The organism is Nocardiopsis halophila DSM 44494 (genome assembly GCF_000341245.1).
Lineage (GTDB): Bacteria > Actinomycetota > Actinomycetes > Streptosporangiales > Streptosporangiaceae > Nocardiopsis_A > Nocardiopsis_A halophila.
In genome coordinates, this window is the sequence record NZ_ANAD01000013.1 from 23650 (window position 1) to 39701 (window position 16052).

At 71.8% G+C, this 16052-nt stretch carries 17 protein-coding genes; 9 read left to right on the forward strand and 8 right to left on the reverse strand.

All coding sequences use genetic code 11. The features are described from left to right. The first annotated feature begins 8 nt into the window (after positions 1-8). From D450_RS0101505 to D450_RS0101520, 4 genes are all read left to right on the forward strand, one after another. A complete protein-coding gene (locus D450_RS0101505; RefSeq protein ID WP_241483022.1) occupies positions 9-401 on the forward strand; it encodes a hypothetical protein in 393 nt (130 codons plus the stop codon). Next, the gene (locus D450_RS33165) at positions 398-649 is read left to right on the forward strand and encodes a hypothetical protein (protein WP_152520777.1); all 252 of its coding nucleotides are present in this window, start codon (positions 398-400) and stop codon (positions 647-649) included. Before D450_RS0101505 ends, D450_RS33165 begins: the two co-directional genes overlap by 4 nt. A 170-nt stretch (positions 650-819) precedes the next feature. Continuing rightward, complete coding sequence (locus D450_RS0101515) at positions 820-1518, forward strand: hypothetical protein (protein ID WP_152520778.1); 699 nt, start codon at positions 820-822, stop codon at positions 1516-1518. A gap of 176 nt (positions 1519-1694) precedes the next feature. Further along, complete coding sequence (locus D450_RS0101520) at positions 1695-2219, forward strand: DoxX family protein (RefSeq protein WP_017536919.1); 525 nt, start codon at positions 1695-1697, stop codon at positions 2217-2219. Between the two features lie 48 nt (positions 2220-2267). Here the strand turns inward: D450_RS0101520 and D450_RS0101525 are convergent, their stop codons facing one another. Further along, a complete protein-coding gene (locus D450_RS0101525; protein ID WP_017536920.1) occupies positions 2268-3122 on the reverse strand; it encodes an urea carboxylase-associated family protein in 855 nt (284 codons plus the stop codon). Between the two features lie 210 nt (positions 3123-3332). On the opposite strand from D450_RS0101525, the gene D450_RS0101530 reads away from it, so the two are divergent. Continuing rightward, the gene (locus D450_RS0101530) at positions 3333-4637 is read left to right on the forward strand and encodes a C15 family peptidase (RefSeq protein WP_017536921.1); all 1305 of its coding nucleotides are present in this window, start codon (positions 3333-3335) and stop codon (positions 4635-4637) included. Positions 4638-4721: 84 nt separating this feature from the next. Here the strand turns inward: D450_RS0101530 and D450_RS0101535 are convergent, their stop codons facing one another. Beyond that, entirely contained in the window at positions 4722-5402 is a 681-nt protein-coding gene (locus tag D450_RS0101535) for a type III secretion system chaperone family protein (protein WP_017536922.1), read from the reverse strand. A 521-nt stretch (positions 5403-5923) separates the two neighbouring features. Here D450_RS0101535 and D450_RS0101540 point away from each other — a divergent pair. The 3 genes from D450_RS0101540 (at position 5924) to D450_RS0101550 (ending at position 7536) form a co-directional block, all read left to right on the forward strand. Then, positions 5924-6133 carry a hypothetical protein gene (locus tag D450_RS0101540; protein ID WP_017536923.1) on the forward strand — a complete coding sequence of 70 codons (210 nt, stop codon included), beginning with the start codon at positions 5924-5926 and terminating at the stop codon, positions 6131-6133. A 108-nt stretch (positions 6134-6241) separates the two neighbouring features. Next, positions 6242-7057 carry a pentapeptide repeat-containing protein gene (locus tag D450_RS0101545; protein WP_017536924.1) on the forward strand — a complete coding sequence of 272 codons (816 nt, stop codon included), beginning with the start codon at positions 6242-6244 and terminating at the stop codon, positions 7055-7057. A gap of 23 nt (positions 7058-7080) precedes the next feature. After that, complete coding sequence (locus D450_RS0101550) at positions 7081-7536, forward strand: hypothetical protein (RefSeq protein WP_017536925.1); 456 nt, start codon at positions 7081-7083, stop codon at positions 7534-7536. A gap of 71 nt (positions 7537-7607) precedes the next feature. Here the strand turns inward: D450_RS0101550 and D450_RS0101555 are convergent, their stop codons facing one another. From D450_RS0101555 to D450_RS0101580, 6 genes are all read right to left on the reverse strand, one after another. Beyond that, a complete protein-coding gene (locus D450_RS0101555; RefSeq protein WP_026128321.1) occupies positions 7608-8741 on the reverse strand; it encodes a serine/threonine protein kinase in 1134 nt (377 codons plus the stop codon). Between the two features lie 216 nt (positions 8742-8957). Next, positions 8958-9806: a LolA-like protein gene (locus D450_RS0101560; protein WP_017536926.1), complete on the reverse strand. Its 849-nt coding sequence runs from the start codon at positions 9804-9806 to the stop codon at positions 8958-8960. 269 nt (positions 9807-10075) lie between these two features. Next, on the reverse strand, positions 10076-11470 hold the full coding sequence (locus D450_RS0101565; RefSeq protein WP_017536927.1) for an Nramp family divalent metal transporter: 1395 nt from the start codon (positions 11468-11470) through the stop codon (positions 10076-10078). 227 nt (positions 11471-11697) lie between these two features. After that, positions 11698-12297, reverse strand: a complete 600-nt coding sequence (locus tag D450_RS0101570) for a mycothiol-dependent nitroreductase Rv2466c family protein (protein WP_017536928.1) — start codon at positions 12295-12297, stop codon at positions 11698-11700. Positions 12298-12437: 140 nt separating this feature from the next. Next, positions 12438-13649 carry an NAD(P)/FAD-dependent oxidoreductase gene (locus D450_RS0101575; protein ID WP_017536929.1) on the reverse strand — a complete coding sequence of 404 codons (1212 nt, stop codon included), beginning with the start codon at positions 13647-13649 and terminating at the stop codon, positions 12438-12440. A gap of 155 nt (positions 13650-13804) precedes the next feature. Next, complete coding sequence (locus tag D450_RS0101580; protein WP_017536930.1) at positions 13805-14272, reverse strand: hypothetical protein; 468 nt, start codon at positions 14270-14272, stop codon at positions 13805-13807. A 189-nt stretch (positions 14273-14461) separates the two neighbouring features. On the opposite strand from D450_RS0101580, the gene D450_RS0101585 reads away from it, so the two are divergent. Next, positions 14462-16036 (forward strand): OFA family MFS transporter, encoded by a 1575-nt coding sequence (locus D450_RS0101585; protein ID WP_017536931.1) that lies wholly within the window; start codon positions 14462-14464, stop codon positions 16034-16036. Positions 16037-16052 lie beyond the last annotated feature (16 nt).

The following is a 16052-nucleotide window of genomic DNA, read 5'->3' on the forward strand; positions in this document are numbered from 1 at the left end:
TGGTCCGCGTGAGGCTCCGACCGACCACGCTGATATCGCTCCTCGGCCTGCCATTCGTCCTGCTATCGCCCGCCGCCGCAGGGTGCGGGGAGCGGACGACCCCGCAGGAGGCACCGTCGGAATCGGCCGATGAGCTGCCCGAGGTCCCCGAGGGTGCCGCCCGCGTCTTCCAGGGGACCCGTGGGGATTTGGGCGACTATGCCGTCACCTCACTCGGCACCGTCGACGGCCGGTCCCGCATCGAGGTCTGGACGGTCGAGGCCGAAGAGGAAGGCGAATACGGCGGTGAGGTCTTCAAAGCGACCGAGGGCGACGAGTTCGAATTCGACGGGGCGGCCTTCACTCTTCTGAAGGTCGACGACGACCATGAACCGCCTTATGTGACCGTCGTTCTCGAGTGACGCCTCCTCTGGGGTCCGGAGAGCGGGGCCGCCGGCTCCGCACGGTATCCACTCGGCCCTCGCTGCCGCCCGACGTCCATGCTCTGCCGGCGCACTGGGTGTTCGGGCGGGTCTCCACCGACGAGGCATCTGAGCCCCTACGCACCACGGACTCCGCGCGGTGGTGCTACCCGGAGGTCGCCCATTCGGAGAAACACAACATCGGGCTCATCGAGCGCGAGTACGAGGACCTGCAGATCTTCTCCTGAGAACAGCACCGTTGCGAGGAACCGGACTCCTGAACGCGGCTCCAAGCGCCGGCGAGCGCGCAGCCGGCATGGTCGACCGGGAGCGGAGCGAAACGGCGAAGGCCGCTCGCCGACGGTGGCCTTTCGGGAATCACGATCGGCTCAGGTACATGGGAATTCTGGTGGGCAGGATGAGCGCACAGGACGAGATCAGGCGGAAGATCTCCGCCGCGCACGCAGCGGGCGACCGCACACCGCTGTTCGCGGCCATGGCGATCGCGGGAACCCACATGCGCCCCGCCTTCGAAGCGTTCGCCTCCCGGCCCGAGGTGGACGACTACAGCCGGGTTCTCGAACTCCTCTGGGACAACGCCGCGTCCCCGCAAGAGCACTCGTTCCCATCGCTCCGCGAGGCCTTCCTCGCGGTCTGGCCGTTCGGCGATGACGACCCGGACGAGGACTACGACGACTCCTCGCCCGTCTACCACAAGCTCATGACCCTTGACCCCCTGCACTTCTTCACCTTCAACGCCCTTGAGCACGGCCTGAAGGACGGCGCCACCGTCGGGGTCCTCACAGCCTGCGATCTCATCACGGAGTTCGGCTTCTCGGCGGCGAACGCGACCGACGCCGAAGGCGCGACCCAGCGCAGCACAGAGCTGGAACGGCTCGGAGACCACGAGGAAATGCTGCTGTCGGCCGAGTTGAGCGTGCTCTCCGAGGGCGGCACCGGTGTGCTCGCCGCCTGCCGTCATCGGGCACTCGACCGAGAGCAGCACGTCCGCACCGTCCTGGTGCCCAACTGGACCGAGGCGAACTCCTGGGACGCGGACTTCCGGGCGGGGGCCCACGGTCTCCAGGACACGCTGGGGAACGCTCCGAAGAGGTGACGCCTGCCGGGCGGTGTGACCGCGGGCCACTGGACTGCTCCGGGGCTGAGGGCATGCGTCTTTGTCAGCGGTATTTCGGGCGGGTGCGATCGGGGTACGGGTCGGTGGGGAACCCGCGCTTCGGGGGAAGGCGTGGGGAGCCGAGATCGGGGGGATCCACTGTGGGACGTGTCGACATGGGAGACGTCGCCGTCTGTGCGCTGCGTGTCGGGCTCGGGGCGACGCTGTTCGCGCACGGGGCGCAGAAGCTGTTCGGCTGGTTCGGTGGCGGCGGGCTGAAGGGGACCGCTGAAGGGTTCCACGCGATGGGCTACCGCCCCGGTGGCGCCACGGCGCTGGTGGCCGGGGCCTCGGAGGCCGTCGGCGGGGCCGCGCTCGTCCTCGGGGCCGGCACGCCCGCCGGCGGCGCGGCCGTCGCCGGGACGATGGGGGTCGCCGCCGAGATGCACGCGCCCAACGGTTTCTTCAACACCGAGGGCGGGGTGGAGTACCCGGGGCTCTTGGGGCTGGCCGCGGTGTCGCTCATCGCCGGCGGCCCGGGGCGCCTGTCCGTGGACCACGCCACCGGGCACGTCTTCGACCGCCCGTGGATGCGCGCCGCCGCCATCGCCTCGGTGGCGCCCGCGGTCGCCGTGGTCGTCGCTCGCAAACGCAAAGCGCTGGCCGCCGAGGACGGAAGCGCCGCAGAGGACGAAGGATAAGTCGGCGGGCGCGTCGGGGCACGGCGGCCCCGGCATCGTGGCCCCTCGTCAGTCCGTCCCTGCGGTCTTCTCCGCCCACGTCTGTGCCCTGAGACCGTGGGCCCCGGCGTATTGCGCGGTGGGCGGAGGGCTCCAGCCCTTCAGTGGCTCCGGATCCGGGCGGTGGACCTCCACCCGGATGGGGTGGCACACGTCCACGGGGTCGCGCGCGTCCGGCCCCCATAGGGGCACGGACAAGTCTCCGCCCGGGCAGGTCGACAGGGCGCACAGGAGGTCGATCTCGGCGAAGAACTCGAAGTGGTCCCCCGGGCGGGCCGGGCTGGACTTCATGAAGTACCGGTCCTCGTCGTTGAGGCCCGTGCACTGGAAGACGTTCAGCACGTCGTGGACGTCGAACTCGGTGAGCCCGTAGGGCAGGACGGCCCGCACCAGGTTCGAGTGGCAGTGGTGGTCGAAGTCCTCACCCGTCAGCATCCGGTTCACGTACGGGTCGCACCTGGTTCCGAGGAGGTCGTGGACGCGGCCCCCTTCAGCGTCGGTGCCGTAGTCGGCGAGGGTGTCCGAGGTGACGGTGACCATGGGCCTCAGGAAAGGCAGCGTCGACCAGAGCCGGTCGTAGGTGCTCACGTGCGCGCGCTGGAGCTGGCGGGTGCGCGACGCCCACAGGCGCTCGCGGGGGTCGTGCCGGTTCCACAGGTTCAGGTCACCGACCTGCGGTCCCTCGACGGTGACGAGTCGGCACAGGTGGCCGCGCGGCACCTCCCAGGCCTGTCCGGAGCGGATGGGGACCTCGAAGGCGTCGACCCGCTCCCGCTCCGCGGAGGCGACCCGGTCGTAGAACGCCCGGTCGACGTCCAGGGCGCCCCCTTCCGAGGCCCGGTAGGCGGCTTCCGGTCGGCCCATGGCGCTCCCCCTCTGCTCGGTGCGCGTCCGCGGGTCCGCCGCACCCCTGGTCGTAGCGGCCCCTGGGGGTGCATGATCCCATTCCCGACACCGGGCGCACCAGACTCCACCTGAGCCCGAAGATTCCCATCCCCGACATCTGGCCGCGCCACCGACCAAGGTGCTAGGTTCCCTCGAACCGAGGATTGTTGAACAAATCACTTGTATGGAGTGATCCCCGTGCGAACCCCCTCCCCGTCCCCACGGCCGACGGCCCTGTGGGCCGCGGCGGCGGCCCTGCTCGTCGCGCCGCTGATCGCGGCCCCCGCCGCTGCACAGGCCGCCCCCTCCGGCGGCCCGGCCGACTGCCTCTCCCCCACCGGCGCCACGGTCGAGGAGGAGCGGCTCTCCCAGGACGTCCCCCAGGAGATCCTGCGCCGCTCCGGTTTCGACGGCATGGCCGAGGACTTCACCCGCTCGCTGTGCCGGGCGCCGAACCTGAAGGCCGCCGAGGCGGCCGTGCGCCGGCACGGTGACCGCCTGTGGCGCGCCGCCGTCGCACGCGTCCAGGACTCCGGCCCGTCCACGGGCGACCTGAGCGCCGGGGACGACCGCCCCCTGTACTGGGCCCGTCTGGGCATGACGGGGGCCCTCCACCGCTGGGAGCCGCGCTTCACGCTGTCCGGGACCGACCGGTCCCTGCTCGTGGAGGACCTGGAGCGCCGCTCCCGCGGGCAGGCCGACATGGACTTCCGCGGCGGCCCGAACCTCAAGCGCGTGGTGGTCACCGGGTTCGACCCGTTCCAGCTCGACGGCGACATCCGCCGCTCCAACCCTTCGGGCGCGGCCGCACTCGCCCTCGACGGCGCGGTCATCGAGACCGACGCCGGGCCCGCGCTCGTGCAGACCGCCGTGTTCCCGGTGCGCTGGCGCGACTTCGCCGACGGGATGGTCGAGTCGGCGCTCCTTCCCCACTACACCGGAGACCGCCCCGCCGACGCGGTCTTCACCGTCAGCCAGGGCCGCGAAGGGCGCTTCGACCTGGAGGCGCACAACGGGGCCTGGCGCGGCGGTGCGGACGACAACGAGCGCGTCGGAGACGAAGGGATGATCCCCGTCCCCGAGGACGTGCCGACCGTGACCCCGCAGCCGCAGTGGTCGGACTCCACGCTGGACCGGCCCGCGATCGTCGAGGCCACGTCCGGCGAGCCGTTCCCGGTCGTGGACAACACCCAGGTCACCGAGATCCCGGCCGGTGGGACCGAGCCGGTCGTGCGCCCTGACGGCCCGACCGAGGGGTCCCGAGCGCGCGCGGGCGGCGGCGGAAGCTACCTGTCCAACGAGATCGCCTACCGGAACACTCTGCTCCGGGACGCCACGGGCCTGGACATCCCGGCCGGGCACATCCACACACCGATCCTGCACTTCGGCGAGGGCAGCGAGGCGGTGACCGACCCGTCCTTCGAGGAGATGCGCGACTCCATCTCAGAGCAGGTCGAGGTGATCGTCGAGGCGTCGGTCCGCGACCGCTCCTAGGAACGGGCCGCTTTCGGGGCGGCGTCGGCCGGGACCGGTGGGGATCCGCTGAGCGGATCGTCCACCCTCCCGGCCGACGCCTTGTCATCCCTTCCGTTCCCAGACCTCGTCGGGGACGCGCTCGAAGAGGTCGGCGAGGAAGTCGGCAGGCTGGAGGTCCGGCTCGTGCCCCATCGGGGCCTTCTCCCAGCAGATCACGTGGTCACCGGTGAAGCGCAACGGGTACCGGTGCCCGATCGGGAGCACGGTCAGCCAGTCGCGCACTTCCCGGGGGAGCGCCGCGCGCGCGAAGCCGTCGTCGGAGGTGGCCACCCGGAAGGCGGTGTCGAACTCCGGGTCGTCCAGGCGGAAGTCGTGCATGCCGAGCAGGTCCAGGAGGGCGTGGCCGAAGTGGCTGTCCTTCACTTCGAGCACCGGGGTGGGGTGCGGGGTCTCCAGCGCGGTGATCCGGTAGCGGTGCGTGTGGGTGACGGTCGTCTGCCCGTTGTTGCTGGTGGTGGTGTAGCTGTACTCGAACTGCGTCATGCGGTGCCCCCGGTGGGCGCCGGTCAGCACGTGCTCGGCCTCGCCCCGTCCGGTGAACGGGGTGCCTTCGAAGTACTCGACGAGCTCGGGCCGCTCCTCCTGGTAGCGCCACCCGTTCCGCCCCGCCCACTCCTTGAGCGCCTTGACCTTCTTCTCGTGCGCGGCGGCACTCGCGGCGATGGCGGCGATGAGGGCGATCGCGCCCCCGACGACGAGCACGAGGACGAGGCCTTCGTCCAAGGTTTCCTCCCCATGAGCGGTCCGGTACGGCCGTCCGGTAGGACGCCGGCGGCGGGGTCGGGGTTCCTGCGCCCCGACCCGGGGGCCGGACCCGCGTCGGGGAAGGGTGAGACTCAGGTCTCACCGGAAATCCGGGAGGGACGGGGAACAACACCGGGGGTGCGCCCGTTGTACCCCGTGCAGGCCGGTGCGGTAGCAAGTGTCCCCCGGGCTCCATTCATAGCCTTCGCGGAATACCGCGTCGGGCCCTCCGGGTGCCCCGGCGGTCTTCGGAACCGCGTTGTGCCCCGCGCCGTGAGGCGACCGCCGCATCAGGCCTGCACACTCGGGAAGGCCCGGGCGGGTGGATCCACCCGCCCGGGCCTTTCCATCTCCCTCTCCCCGGGTCCTCCGGCGCCTGTGCGCCCCCTTTGCGGCCGAATCCGAAGATCCGCCCGCCGCCGCGCGCCCCGACGATTACAGTGACTCCGTGGGCCGTCTGCGGCGCCGTGCGAGGTCCTGATCCTTCCGGAGGGAGCCCGGTGGACACCGAACGCATGCCTGTGCGCATCCTGCTGCTCTTCGGCGAGGAGGCGCACCTGTCGACCCCATATATGGGCCCCGGAGAGACCGAGCGGGTGCCCATCTCGCAGATCAGCGCCGATACCGGCCTCTCGCGCGAGCGCCTTCCCGGTGCCCAGCTGGTCGCGCTGCTGCGCAACGGCGAGCTGGTGCGGTTCGAGCGGAACTGACGCGCCGCCGCGCGGCCCGGGGTGCGGTGCCCTCGCGGAGAGCGGCACAATGGGCCGGTCACGGCGCGGTGTCCGGCCGCGCTCCCGGCCCCAGGAGACCCTTCCCAGGTGAACACCCCCGACGAGCGCCGCGCCGAGTTGTCCTCGGACTGCGCGAACTGCTTCGGCCTCTGCTGCGTCGCGCTGCCGTTCTCGGCCGCGGCGGGCTTCCCCTACGACAAGCCGGAGGCGAGCCCCTGCCGCCACCTCGCCGAGGACTTCCGCTGCGGCGTCCACGCACACCTGCGCGATCGCGGGTACACCGGGTGCACCGTCTTCGAGTGCTTCGGGGCCGGCCAGAAGGTGTCGCAGAAGACCTTCGCCGGGGTGGACTGGCGGAGCGACCCCGGCTCGGCCGGGGACATGTTCGCCTCGTTCGCGGTCATGCGGCGCCTCCACGAGCTGCTGTGGTACCTCTCCGAGGCCTTGGAGCGCCCGGCCGCCGAGCCTCTGCGGGCGGAGCTGCGCGCGGCCTTCGACAGGACCGAGCGCCTGAGCCTCGGCAGCCCTGAGGAGCTCGGCGGGGTCGACACCGACGCGCTGCGCGGAGAGGCCGGTCCTCTCCTCAGGCACACCAGCGAGCTCGTGCGCAAGGCCGCCCCGGGCCCTCGCAAGGACCGCGCCGGCGCCGACCTGATGGGAGCCCGGCTCCGAGGGGCCGACCTGCGCGGCTCCTGCTTCCGCGGGGCCTACCTGATCGCCGCCGACCTTCGCGGGGCGAAGATGCGCACCGCCGACCTCCTCGGAGCCGACCTGCGGGACACCGACCTGAGTGGCGCCGACCTGTCCGACGCGCTCTTCCTCACCCAGCCCCAGGTGAACGCAGCCAAGGGCGACGCGTCGACGGTCATCCCCGACGCCTTGGCCCGCCCCGCCCACTGGTAGCTTCCTGGCTCCTGAGGAGTCCGATGAGGTACGTCGTGGCCGAATGGAGCCGAGACTGGAACGCGTACTGGTCGGATCCCAGGGCCTACCTATCGCGCCTCCCTGAGCTCCTTCCGGAACTGCCGCCTGGCGCAGGTGCATTCGCCCGCGAGGAGGCCCACTTCGACTTCTCCGCCCTGCGCTGCGTCAAGGACCTCGTTCTTGAGCGGATCGGGTCCACTCCCGGAGGCGGCCTGGCATTGGAGTTCGCTCCGGCCCCCTTCAAGCACGACGCCGGACTGCGCGTCGAGTACGCCGGTGTCGTCTCCTTCGCCCTGAGCACGGACAGCGGCGAGGACTGGGAAGGACTCGGCTCCGTGATGCTGGACGAGATCCTGCCCGCCGAGGTCGGGTGCTCCCATGAGATCGCCTTCACCGGCGGATCGGTCGGCGTCGCCTGCGCGGACCTGGACGCGGTCTGGACAGTGCGGCAGGACTGACACGGGATGAGGGGCGGGGCGTGTGCCTTTCCTAAGGCCCGTCCCTCCCTCGTCCCGGCGCATCCGCCGGGTCAGGAGAACCCGGCCGCCAGGTCCGGACGGAAGTGGGCGACGAACATCGCCGCGGCATCGGCCGGGCGGTGGAAGCGGGCGGTCAGCGCTCCTCTGTCCAGGGAGGTGTCCTGGATCTCCGAGTCGAGCCAGGTGAGCAGCCGCTCGCGCTCCTTGGCGTCCACGAAGAGGGCGGCCGCGCTTCTCGGGGACGCGTGCATGGCCTCCGCCAGCGCGTGGGCCGAGCCGTGCACCCGGCCGTCGAAGCGGAACGGGCTCAGCGGACGGAGCGGCTCGGTCCGGGGGCCGGGGAACGTCGACGGCGTCGCGAACAGGAGCGCACCGGGGCGGCGGGTGCGGCCCCGGTTGCAGGCGGCCACCACCGAGATCATCAGCTGCTCCGATCCCAGGCGGGCCGACGGGTCGCCGGTCAGGCAGCGGGGCACCAGTTCGCGCAGCCGCTCTTCGACCGCCCCCTCCCGCGCGGAGGCCGGCGGCCGGGCGGCGGTCCCGGCTCGTTCGGGGTCCTCGCGCCCCGTGGCGGCGAAGGCCATGACCGCCGCCCAGGCGTACACGTCCTCCTCCGGCCGGGGCTCGTCCCCGGGCCGGTGCTCGGGCGCGGTGTACTCGGGGGTGGCCGCGCGCGCCGCCAGGTCGGGGCGGACCGCCGCGTAGGCCCGCGCGAAACCGGCCCCCGTCACCTTCGGGGCGTCGGAGGCAAGAAGGATGTTGGACGGCGTCAGGTCCCCGTGCACCAGGCCGAACCAGTGCAGCACGCTGAGGGCCGCCGTCGTGCTCAGCGCGAGCCTGTGCAGCTCGTCCCCGCCGAGGGGGCCGTGTCTTCGCACCGCCTCGAGGAGCGTGGGCCCCTCGGTGTACTCGGTGGCGATCCAGGGCACCCTCGCCTCCAGGTCGGCCCCGAGGACCCGGGCCAGGCCGTAGCGTGTCGCGATGCGCGCGGCCTCGATGTCGCGCGCCAGCTCCCGCCGCACCCGGTCGGCACCGCCGCCGGACACGCGCGGGACCGTCACCACGGCCTGACCGCCCTCGCGGTCCCGGCCCAGGTGATTGCTGGCGAAGCCGTTGCGTCCCAGGTAGCGCTCGATCTCATAGGGTCCGATCCGGCGTACCGCCTCGTCCGACGTCGCCCCCACCCCCTTATTGCGCGCTCCTCCTGGGTTTCAACCCCAGCACGCCCGCAGGGTGCCCGACAACCGATTCATCCGGAATCGGCGTCATTCCCGAGATCGGAGTGACGGGCGGGGCGCAGGGGACGTCCTGCGGCCGCCCTCAGGAGGCGCCCCGGGCAGGCGAAGGGCGGTGCGCCACCGGCGCACCGCCCCTGGAGTCCGTCCCGCGTCCCGCGCGGATCAGTAGTCGAAGTCCTCCATGTCCCCGCCACCGGGAACGTCGCCCATCATGTCGTCCATCATCGAGTCGAAGTCCCCGATCTGGTCCTCACTGGGCCACTCGATGCTGACCGGCTCGTTGAAGCTGGTGAAGTCCATCGTGGTGGAGACGGTGCCGCCGGCGTCGGTGGTGACGCGGCGCGGCAGGCCCTCGTCGTCGACGAAGACCTCGAAGTCCACGCTGCTGACGCCGGACTGGTCGTAGACCTGCCGGGCGGCCTCCTGGGCCTCGGCGTCGAGCTCCTGAAGCGCCTCCTCGGTACTGTAGGAGCCGGTGTAGCGGGTGGTCTCGAGGCCGCCGACGTCGGCCGTGCCCTCCTCCTGGACGTCGTCTGCGGCGAGCAGCTTCTCGACCTCGGCGAGCGGGTCCTGCTGGGCGCCCATGTTGCCCTGCTCGCCCATCTCGCCCAGGTCCATGCGCAGCCACTCGGGGCCTCCGGGCGCGGCCCCGGGCATGTCCGACTTCATGACCATCTCGCTGCCGCGCATCAGGATGGTGGAGTCGGCACCGTTGCTGGTGCTCTCCATCTTGACGATCGGCTCGGGGGTGGCCGTGTACTCGACGTCGGAGGTCATGTCGAGCGAGACCCCGGACATCGAACCGCTCATCTCCAGCGTGGCGGTGTAGCTGTCGGCCTGCTCGGTGTTGTCCACGGCCTGGGCGACCAGCTCGACCGGGTTGAGGGAGGACAGGGGGCCGTCGGCGGCTCCCCCACCGCCACCGTCGCCGCCGCCGAACAGCAGGCCGCACCCACCGGTCGTGAGGACGATGCCCGTGCCGGCGAGCGCCGCACTGATCTTCTTGTACATCTCTCCGTTACTCCTCATGAAAAGGGGGATCACAGGCGGGGAGCAGGGGGCGCCTGTCGTCAGCGGTCCGACGTGCGTTCTGACGCGGGTTCCGCGCACCTGGTTCCCATGGAACGAGAAAGTCCCCGCCCCGGTAGTCCGCGGGGCGGAGACGATCGGTGCCGGTTCCGGGCTCGGGTCCGCATGACAGGCCCCGCTCGGTCCACCCGCGCAGGCGGGACCGCGGTGGGGAAGCCCGCGAGGAGGCTGCCGCCCGGCGGACCCGCCCCCTAGAAGAGGCCGAGGGTCTGCGGAACCACCCAGACGGTCAGCAGAGTCAGGACGACGACGCTGATCCAGCTCCACACGATCCCGAAGCGCCCGGGCCGGTAGCGCCGAGGAATGAAATTCAGCGCCACGTACAGGTTGATGGCGAACAGCACCGGGCTGATCGCGAAGGACACCGTGCCCGCGGCGGGCACCAGCCAAGCGGGGTCGGGCAGCACGGTCAGAGCGATGACCATGCACACCAGCATCAGCGCGATCATGCCCAGTCCGGCATTGCGCTCGTTCCACCAGGGGCGGTCGGCACGCGGGGGGAAGACGGTGGTGGCCGCCGCGGCCAGGGCGCGGGGGAAACCGTCGTAGATGATGAACGCGGTCGAGAACAGGGCCGCGAACGCCCCCAGGAGGAAGACCGGGAACATCCAGGCACCGACCGTCTCGGTGAAGATCCCGGAGATCGCCAGGACGGTGGCGGCTCCCTCGGGCTTCTCCTCGACGTCGAAGAGGATCGCCGCCCCCAGGAGCAGGTACATGGTGGCGATCACCCAGGAGACGATGTGCCCGATGCGGAAGTCGTACAGAGCGGCCTTGAACCACGCGTCGGCGTAGGGGCGGTATTGCTCAGGGGTGTCCTCGACCGCTTCGTCTCCCAACACCTCACGGATGCGGACCATGCCCTTGCGCCGGTCCTTCATCCACAGCGACCCCCAGACGCCGACCGTCAGGTCGGTGGGCATCCATCCCATCAGGCCGGCGATCATCAGCGCGGACCCCGCGGGGATGACCGGCAGGACCATGTAGAGGAGGGAGTCGGCCTGCACGCCGGCGAACACGAAGGCGACGACCGTGCCGAGCACCAGCACGACGGCGAGGACCTTGTTGACCGCTTCCAGGGCGCGGTAGCGGCCCGAGAGCAGCAGTCCGACGATCAGCAGCGACAGGCCGATGCCGTAGAGCACCAGCGCTCCGGCGCCGATCCAGGCCCACAGGACGGCGGCCGCGGCGGCGACGATGGCGCCGACGGCGGTGCAGCCGATGATGAGCGTCGCGATCCCGAGCGCCCACACCGCCCACTTGCGGGGCCCGGGCACGCGCGCGTAGGCGGCGATGACGGACTCCCCGGTGGCGGCCGTGTAGCGCACCGCCAGCTCGAACCCCTGCCATTTGAACAGGAACGCGACCGGGAGCACCCACAGCAGCGCGTACTCGAAGTTGGCCCCGGCGACGGGGGCGGTCACCAAGTGGCTGGTACCGATCCCCGCCATGGCCATCAGCAGGCCGGGGCCGATATAGCGCAGGGCGCGCAGGCCCCTCAGATCGGGCGGTGAAGCGGCGTCTTCGTCCAGTGATCGCAGTTCTGCCTCGCCTGAGGGCTGCAGCGGCTCGCTCGCGGGGGACATCGGGTCGTGCCTTTCTACCGGGGGGGGTGCGGGCATATCCGGAGGTCACGTGACCCTCCCGACCGGGCTCCGCATTTCGCACGAGTAGTAGGCAGGTTTCCCCCGTGTGTCAACCGGAGACCAGGGCGAGCACAGATGTATCGCCCGTTTCGCACCCCATTGTCCGGGATTGCGACCGGGTCCGGCCGGTCGCCCCCGCGCTGCCGCCCTCGGGAGGGGAGCGCGGGTCAGGTGCCCCGGGCCTTGAGCTCCCTGAACCCCGGAACCCCGGCGACCAGGAGCGCGCCGTCCCACAGGTCGGCGGCGTGCGCCCCGGTGGGCACCTGCTCGACGACGGGCCCGAAGAAGGCCGCCTTGGCCCCGTCCGGCGAGGTGACGGCCGTGATCGGCGTGCCGGCGCCCTCCCCCACGAGCGACAGGCCCTCGGCGTGGGAGCGGCGCAGGACCCCGTCGTAGTCCGCGCTCCCTCCGGCGGCGGCCAGCTCCCCGGGGAGGTCCGCGATGGCCAGGGCCTCGTCGAAGTCCCCGATCCAGTCGCCGTCCCCGTTCTCGACGGCCGACCACAGGGCACGGTAGAAGCGGCCGAGGGCGTCGTGGCCGTGCTCGTGCTGGACGGCGGCGCAGATGCGCGCCGGGATCCACAGGTACCCCTCGGGGTCGCCCTCGGGATCGTCGTCGCGCCCTTCGTTGAGCACCGACAGGCTCATGACCCGCCACGTGATGGAGACGGGTCGGCGGCCGGAGACCTCCAGCAGCCAGCGCGCGGTGTTCCGTGACAGGGGGCACGAGGGGTCGAACCAGAAATCAACGGTCCAGACACGGTCCATCGCCCCATCTTGGCACAGCGCCACGGCCTGAACAGCGAAACGGCGGGCCTTCCCGGCCCCCGCGGGAGCAGGGCGGAAAGGCCCGACAAGGGGCAGGGGCCGGTCGGTCCGGACCCCGGCCCCGACGGGCTCACTCCCGGTCAGTCGCGGAACGCCCGAGTCACCCGAGTCGCCCGAGCCACGCGAGTCGCCCGGGACGCCGTGGCCCTCCGCACCGCCAGGGACGCCGCGCGCACCGCGCTGTTGATGGAGATCTCCCCGCGCATGCCCGGGGCCGCCACCATGTCCCCCGCCAGGAACACCCCGTCCCCGCGATCGATGGCCGGGCGGTCGCGCCATGTACGGCCGGGCAGGTCCAGAGCGCCGGTCCTTCCCCGCGCCTGGGCGCTCCGCTGCCAGGTCGCCCGTTCCCTCCACCCGGGCACGCCGACGTCGGCCAGCGCGCGGGCGCGCTCGCGGGCCTCCTCCGACGTGTCCCCCGGGCGCATCGGGACTTGGAGCTGGTAGAGCCCTTCGCCCTGGGGCGCCGCGGAGGGGTCCTGCTGGGAATAGCTCTCGAAGAACCCGCCGCCGTCCATGTCGAAGCAGTTGAACAGGTCGTCGTTCCGCTCCTTGACGGCGAAGTCGAGCAGCATGCAGTGGCCGCTCTCCCAGCGCAGGGAGTCGTCTTCCAGCAACCGCCGGGCCGAGCTCAGTTCCGTGGCGACGATGACCGGTCCCCGTTCCACGGGGAGTCCGCTCAGGCGCGCGCCGGTCTCGACCTCCACGCCCAGTCTGCGCGCACGGTCGGCCAAGCGGTCCACCACCGCCTGCCACCCTCCGGCCGTCCAGCGGACGGCCGGGACCTTGGGGGCGAACACGCGGGTGAGGAGCCCCCAGACGAAGGCCGCGGAGAGGCGTCCGGTGTCGGCGTCATAGGTCGCGACCGCGATGGCGTTCGCCGCCGCCTCCGCGGCCTTCTCTCCCCACAGGCGCGAGGCCCAGGAGCGGAAGTCCTCGTCAACGGGCGCGGCCGCCCGCCGTCCGCGCAGGAGCATCCGCAAGAGGAGCGGCGGCGGTGCGTACCGCATGCGCCCCTCGTACAGCCACCTGATCCCCGCGGCCTTCCTGAGGGGCGGCCAGACGAGCGGCCGGACCAGCCGGCGCTCGGCGAGCCAGGTCCAGTGGGGCCCGTCGGCATAGAAGACGTGGCCGCCCTCATGGGCGAGGTAGGGCCCCGCGACGGCCCGCGCCCGGCCGCCGAGGTCGGTGTGCGCCTCGAAGAGGCGCACCGCGGCCCCCTTCTCGGCCGCCGCGTTGGCGGCGACGAGCCCGGCCAGGCCGCCGCCGATGATGGTGATCTCTGAAGCCATGCCCGCTCCCTGGTCCCAGCGCTCTGCGGGTACCGCTGGAGGTCGCGGTACCGACAAGGTGGACACGGCGGCCCGGCCGTTCGTGACAGACGGGCACTCCGGCCCCGAGCTGAGCGCTCACAGCCGCGGAGGTGGCCGGTGGGGTCGCCGCAGAGTCAGGACCGCCGCAACTCGCCGTCCTCGATCTCAAGGCCGAGTTGAGGGCCTTGCGCCCCGCAGTCGGGGCCGTTGGGGTAGACCATCTCCGGAGCCGCGGCGGCCTCGTGGGCCGACAGCGCCTCGCCGTCCGTCCCGCGCAGCTCGATGCGGACGTCCGCGGGCCCAGTGGTCAGGTCGTCGATCAGCACCTGTGCCCGCAGGCCCCCGGTCTCCTCGGCTTCGGCCGCACAGGTGCCTTCTTCGCAGCGCTCGGCGACGGCCCTCGTGTCCTCAGTGAACACGAACTCGTAGTCCTCGCACGCGTCGTCCTGGCACAACTCCATCTCGGCGGCCTCCACACCCTCGGCATCGGAGGGGGCCACCGTGAAGGTCACCGCGCGGGGAGCACCGATGTCCGTGCACGTCGTCCCGCCCCCGCCGACGCAGGCTCCGGCGGTCGTGAGCGCGATCAGCGCCGTTCCCATGTTCCGCGCGCGGCGCGTCCGTCCAAGGTTCGCCATCACGGTTGGACGCGCGAGCGGCGCCCGGGGATGCGTCTCCGCCTTGCCGGAACCGGAGGGATCTTCCCGGGGCCCACACCCGCGTGCCATGATCTCCCAGGTCTACGGTATGCGATATCCAGCACCGGGAAGAAGGGGATCCCCTTGTCCGCGTTGCGCGCCCTCGACCGCGAGCGCACGGTCGCCTCCCGGGGGTACAGCCGGTGGCTCGTCCCTCCCGCCGCCCTCGCCGTCCACCTGTCCATCGGGCAGGCCTACGCCACCAGCGTCTACAAGAACTCGCTCATCGCCCACTTCGACACCGGCCAGACCCAGGTCGGCGTCGTCTTCTCCGTCGCCATCGTGATGCTCGGCCTGTCCGCCGCCGTCTGCGGCCCCTGGGTCGAGCGCGCCGGCCCGCGCAAGACGATGCTCGTCTCCGCCGTGTGCTGGAGTTCAGGCTTCGGCGTCAGCGCCCTGGGCATCGCCGCCGGGCAGCTGTGGCTGCTCTACCTCGGCTATGGCGTGCTCGGCGGCATCGGCCTGGGCCTGGGCTACATATCCCCCGTGTCCACGCTCATCAAGTGGTTCCCCGACCGTCCGGGGCTGGCGACCGGCATGGCGATCATGGGCTTCGGCGGCGGAGCCCTGGTGGCCACGCCGATCTCCAACCAGCTGCTCGGCTTCTACGACCCCGCCTACGACGCAGGAACGGCCGGCTCGGTGGCCTCCGGCGAGGCACTGGTGGGCCTGTTCGCCACCCTCGGCGCCGGCTACTTCCTGCTGATGATGATGGGCGTTCTGCTGATCCGCGTGCCCCCGGAGGGCTGGCTTCCCGAAGGGTTCGACCCCGCGCGCACCGCCAAGGCGCCGCTGGTGACATCGGCGAGCGTATCGGCGTCGAACGCCCTGCGCACGCCCCAGTTCTGGCTGCTGTGGACGGTGCTGTTCACCAACGTCACCGCGGGCATCGGCATCCTGGAGCACGCCAGCCCCCTCATCCAGGACTTCTTCCGCGACGGGGGCACCACCGCCGTCACGGCGGTGGCGGCCGGCGGCTTCGTGGGCATGCTGTCGCTGTTCAACATGGCCGGGCGCTTCGTGTGGTCGTCCGCCTCCGACGTCATCGGGCGCAGGCCCACCTACATGCTCTACCTGGGCGCCGGGGCGGTGCTGTACACGCTGATGGCCACGGCCGGCGGCTCGTCGATGCTGCTGTTCGTGGCGACCGCCTGCCTGATCCTCTCCTTCTACGGGGGCGGGTTCGCCACCGTCCCCGCCTACCTGAGGGACCTGTTCGGCACCTACCAGGTGGGGGCGATCCACGGCCGGCTCCTGACGGCCTGGTCCGCGGCCGGAGTGGCGGGGCCGCTCATCATCAACGCCTTCCTCGACGCCGAGGGCGAACCGGGCACGCTGACGCAGAGCGCTTACCACGCGCCTCTGTTCACGATGGTCGGGCTGCTGGTGGTCGGGTTCGTCGCCAACCTGATGGTCCGCCCGGTCGCCGAGAGGTTCCACGAGCCTGAGGGGCGCGTTCCCGCCGCCGGAGCCGCCCCACCGGATACGGAGACCGGCCCCGCGCCGGGAGAAGGGGCCTCGGCGGGTGCGGCAGGAGCCGCGTCCGACAGCGCGGCGCTCCGTGCCCGCCGCACATGGCTGGTGGCGTCGTGGGCAGTTGTCTCGGTGCTGCTGCTGTACGCACTGGCCCGCATCCTCTCCACGGCGGCCCGGCTGTTCGCCGGATAGGCGGACACCTGGAGAA